We start from the raw sequence: 4520 nt of genomic DNA, 5'->3' as shown, positions 1-4520 counted from the left end.
GAATGGGCATCTTGGTGGAATGGGCATCTTGGTGGAATGGGCATCTTGCCCGTTACAATTTCCCGGCAGGCAGGACGCCCACCCTACTCCTATTCATTCTGCTCCTCAAAAATGCCAAAATTCACTCAAAAATTCCCACACTCCCCATCTCCCCACATTCCCTGGGAGTAGGGGGAGAAAGATTTTGTCTGGATATCGTAAGTGTGGAAAATTATCCAGATTTGATATAAATTAAGATATTTTTAACTATCAACAATCAATAATTTTCAAGACTTATTTTTTTTATAAACAGATATTAAATTAGCATAAAAGTGTTATTTGTTGATTAAATTTTTTCTATAATCAAGTTATGTAACATGGTGCAAATAATAATATATGCGGGATATATTAGCCTTGCTTTACATCTCAAATAAAAATGCTATACAATATTAATTGTATGCAAATTTACTGATTATAAACGTGGCTATTTTAACAGAATCTGAAGCATTTCCCCTAATACAGCACCCAATAAAAAAAGAAAGAGAATTAGCATCTCCTGTGCTAAAATGGGCAGGTGGAAAGACTCAGCTTCTGCCACAAATTCGAGAGAGATACTCACCAAAGCTACGCCAGGGCACTCTGACGACTTATATCGAGCCCTTCATCGGAGGAGGCGCAGTTTTTTTCGATATTGTCAACAGTTTCGATATCCAGAAAGCTTATCTATTCGATACCAATCCTGAGCTGATTATCCTTTATAAGGTTATCCAACAGGATGTTGAATCCTTGATCAATGAACTGTTAAAGCTTAGTAATACCTACCTGCCCAAAGATGATCAACGTCGCAAAGCATTATACTACGAATATCGTAACAAATATAACACCTTTGATAAACAAATCGATGCTAATGGTTACGCTCAAGATTGGATCAAGCGAGCTGCTATAACGGTTTTTCTGAATAAAACCTGCTTTAACGGTCTGTATCGGGTCAATAGCAAAGGAGAATTTAATGTTCCAGTGGGACGATACAAAAATCCTAAAATTCTGAATGCCAATAATCTGCGAGCTGTCTCCAAGCTATTCCAAATTGCTCACATAGAACAAAGGGACTTTAGTCAAGTCCTGGACTATGCTGATCATAGCACCTTTATTTACTATGATCCTCCCTATCGTCCTATCAGCAAAACCTCCAATTTCAATTCCTATCATTCCCTGGAATTTGATGATAATGAGCAGCGTCGTTTACGGGATGTGTTTGTGAAAGCTGATCAGGCAGGAGCCCATCAAATGCTCAGCAATTCTGATCCAACTAACTATGTTAATGATTTGTTTTTTGATGACTTATATCAAGGGTTTACTATTGAGCGAATCTTGGCATCCCGTAGAATAAATTCAAAAGGAAATAGCCGAGGAAACATTAGAGAAATTCTGGTTAATAACTATTAAAATAACCTTCAAACCAATCTGAAAAGGTAGAATTACAATCATGTAACTATAGGAGTAACTATAAGAAGCTAGAGGGGGGAGAGGGGGAATAATTTTACCATTGGTTCTTTTTATTAAAAAAGGACATAGGACATAGGACACAGGACAAATTCGATGAAATTTCATTCTGTATTTAGGGAAAATCTTGGCTGTAATGACCCTGACAGCGTATTCGAGTATGTGATGGCAACCCTGAAACCCTCTATTGTGAAATGGGATTATTTCGTAAATTGGAATAAGGTTAGCGAAAAGGTTAGAGATATTGAGATTAATCTCAATCTTTTGAACTATCTTGTGGGCAAAGATAATGTTGAAGAAGAAGCAAGAGTGTTATTCAGAGAACATCCAAAGCTAATCTCTATCATTCCAGCCTTGCTAGCTTGTCGTGATAATAAGTTTCATATTTTAACCGACTATCAATCAGGAGAATTTAACTATGATGATTTCAGTTTCAACAAGGAAGAAGATGTCACAGAAGAAGATATTAATCAAGCTATTCTTTTCCTAAAGGAGTTAGGTTTCCTAGAGCAAATCACCTCAAGACGTATCAACTCCCTCACAGATTACTTTGTCGGTGTCGAGGTCGGTCTAGATACAAATGCTCGCAAAAACCGAGCCGGTAAAGCCATGGAAGACATCGTCGAGTACTTTGTCAATTCTATCTGTACTCGTCATGGCTTTCAGTACATCCCGCAGGCTAAGTCAGATGGCATCAGATCAGAATTTGGCAAACATCTTACCATCAAAAAAGCGTCTAAAACGATTGATTTTGCAATTAATACTCCTAATAAACTCGTTTTAATAGAAACAAACTTTTATAGAGGTGGTGGCTCTAAACTAAAATCGACAGCTGGTGAGTACAGCGAGATATTCTTACAGTGGAAAAAAGATGGTCACGAATTTATATGGATTACCGATGGTGTTGGTTGGCTAACAGCTAAAAGACCTCTTCGCGATACCTTTGATAAAATTGATTACATTCTAAACTTGGATATGGTTGAAAAAGGTGTCCTAGAGGCTTTGATATTAGACCACTGATTCTCTTTGGAGTTTAATGGATCATATAGCGTTTGTATCTAGGTTGTAAACACACTTATTTTCTTTCCCTAAGGGAGTATGTTCACAAGTCAAATCGAAATGCTATAAGTCTCAAAATAATCAGCATTAACTTGAAAAAGTTTAAGTCTTAAGAAACTCACATTATAAACCCAGATATAGTCAAAAAAAAAGAGCCGTAGACATAATGTCCACGGCTTTTTCAATCCCACAGTAAGTGGATTTAAATTTTGATGTCACTCAGATCCCAAACCTAACCTGATGTGATCTTATTTGATTGGCCAAAGGTCACGCTATGCGACCAGACCGGAGCCTTTGCCTGGGGGGAAAACCCCCCCAAAATTTAAAGTGTTATGGCAACAGCCAATACTTCATCATTGTAGTAGTCATACCAAATCCGGTTGCCATACCCCCTTAATAAATTAAATAAACTCTAGCCAATGATAATCAGTCAAATTTCTAATTTCTTCTTTCATTCCACTGAGAATATTACAACGGGAAACCAAAGTTTTTTCCATTTCATCAATGGTTTCAAAGTGCTCATTGACCAAGGGCTCATCTACTAAACACCATAGTCTTTCGGCTGGTTGTAACTCTGGGGAGTAAGCTGGTAAGTATTCCACCATTATGCCTGAGGGAAGATTAACTTTTTGACTGCGATGCCATCCCGCATTATCTTCTATCAATAAAACTTTTTTTTTCAGAAATACCAGCATCAACGGCAAAGTTTTGATACACTAGATTCAACCATAATGTGTTGACTCTAGGGATTAGATACCACAAAGTTTCTCCAGTTTTTGGTTTTACAAATCCATAGACATATAACCATTCATAGCGATGGTTAACTATTGCCGTTGGTCTTTCCCCTATGGGACTCCACACTTTCCTTAAAATTGGTTTTAATCCCACTCTATGTTCATCGAAAAACCAGACATCTATATCAGCCAGGGGATATTTTTGTTCTAGTTTTTTGACTTTTAAAGGTAAATTTTGTTTAAATTTTTCTTGTTCATATGCATCTGCTTTCCTATGTTTTGGTCTGGGACTCTGATAGGAGTATTTGAGCTTTTTTAGGTAATCCCAGCCTCTTTGATTCCAAACTTTTTCCACACCATTTTCTTTTTCGATCCAGCGAGCTACTTTTGGTCCAGTCCACATCCCCCCATCTGAGGGTTTTGACTTTAATTTTTGGGCTAATTTTTCTAGTTGTTTTTCCGTTAACAATGACTGTTTACCACCTCGCCGTAGAGGAGATTTATTTTTGAGATTTTCCACACCTTCTTTTCCTAACTCATTGTATTTTTTAAGGATTTCTTTAGCATAATCATAATTAATTCCTACAGCAGAAGCACTATTCTTGAGAGTCCAGCCCAAAGACACTTTCCACAGTAAGTGCCATCTCCTTGATGCCACAGGCTCTGTAGTTTTAAGGTATTTTTGTTTAAGTTGATCGGAACTAAAATGGGGAGCTAAGTAGGCTTTTCTGGGCATGGCATTGATGCAGATATACTTTCTTTAATTATAAGTGGTGCGTGGCAACCGGATTTGGTATCACTTCGTCTGGAACACCAGTTGGCTCCAGAGGGCTCCACTCGCAAATCTCGGCATATCCGAGTGCATAAAGCATGTGCATACTATGCATTACTGCTTGACGAGAGCCTTTCATAGTGTGCTCAACAGGTTGTTTCTTTAGGTTTGGGTTTTTTGACATGAATCAAAGATTGAATTCGTCGTTATATTTATAATAATAATGATTATATTTTAAGTTGTCAAGGGTTTAAAAAATTTTTTTTTGGGAAGTTTTAGGGGTAATAAAAAAAGCGATGCTATGAAAAATCATCACTTTTGTGGTTAATGTAATTTCACTTATATAGCCTTTCTAAATGAATTAGAAAAAGCGATGCATTCGGCCAAAAATCCCTATATACTTGATCAATTATTGCCTTATTGCCTATTGCCTATTGCCTATTGCCTATTGCCTATTGCCTATTGCCTACTCC

Annotated in this window: 6 protein-coding genes; 3 read left to right on the top strand and 3 right to left on the bottom strand. The window is 37.2% G+C overall.

Annotation, left to right across the window (positions count from 1 at the left end; all coding sequences use genetic code 11):
• From AC4II3_RS31470 to AC4II3_RS31460, 3 genes are all read left to right on the top strand, one after another.
• A partial coding sequence (locus tag AC4II3_RS31470) for a hypothetical protein (RefSeq protein WP_488029715.1) occupies window positions 1-230 on the top strand: 230 nt, incomplete at its 5' end.
• A gap of 229 nt (window positions 231-459) precedes the next feature.
• Window positions 460-1425 carry a DNA adenine methylase gene (locus AC4II3_RS31465; RefSeq protein WP_488015289.1) on the top strand — a complete coding sequence of 322 codons (966 nt, stop codon included), beginning with the start codon at window positions 460-462 and terminating at the stop codon, window positions 1423-1425.
• Between the two features lie 153 nt (window positions 1426-1578).
• Window positions 1579-2502 carry a type II restriction endonuclease gene (locus AC4II3_RS31460; RefSeq protein WP_488015291.1) on the top strand — a complete coding sequence of 308 codons (924 nt, stop codon included), beginning with the start codon at window positions 1579-1581 and terminating at the stop codon, window positions 2500-2502.
• A gap of 440 nt (window positions 2503-2942) precedes the next feature.
• Here the strand turns inward: AC4II3_RS31460 and AC4II3_RS31455 are convergent, their stop codons facing one another.
• Genes AC4II3_RS31455 through AC4II3_RS31445 form a run of 3 tightly spaced genes read right to left on the bottom strand, consistent with a single transcriptional unit; the run spans window position 2943 to window position 4231 of the window.
• Window positions 2943-3206, bottom strand: a complete 264-nt coding sequence (locus AC4II3_RS31455; protein WP_488015293.1) for a transposase — start codon at window positions 3204-3206, stop codon at window positions 2943-2945.
• Window positions 3193-4011: an IS630 family transposase gene (locus AC4II3_RS31450; RefSeq protein WP_488015295.1), complete on the bottom strand. Its 819-nt coding sequence runs from the start codon at window positions 4009-4011 to the stop codon at window positions 3193-3195. Before AC4II3_RS31450 ends, AC4II3_RS31455 begins: the two co-directional genes overlap by 14 nt.
• A gap of 28 nt (window positions 4012-4039) precedes the next feature.
• On the bottom strand, window positions 4040-4231 hold the full coding sequence (locus AC4II3_RS31445) for a hypothetical protein (RefSeq protein WP_488015297.1): 192 nt from the start codon (window positions 4229-4231) through the stop codon (window positions 4040-4042).
• Window positions 4232-4520: the final 289 nt, after the last annotated feature.

This window comes from Moorena sp. (assembly GCF_982860115.1).
The sequence above is the reverse complement of the archived record's forward strand: the minus strand, read 5'-3'. Positions and strand labels throughout refer to the sequence as shown.

Bases quoted from the DNA above. Each gene is read 5' to 3' on its own strand.
- AC4II3_RS31460 (WP_488015291.1), top strand. From the start codon at position 1,579: ATGAAATTTCATTCTGTATTTAGGGAAAATCTTGGCTGTAATGACCCT.
- AC4II3_RS31450 (WP_488015295.1), bottom strand. From the start codon at position 4,011: ATGCCCAGAAAAGCCTACTTAGCTCCCCATTTTAGTTCCGATCAACTT.
- AC4II3_RS31445 (WP_488015297.1), bottom strand. From the start codon at position 4,231: ATGTCAAAAAACCCAAACCTAAAGAAACAACCTGTTGAGCACACTATG.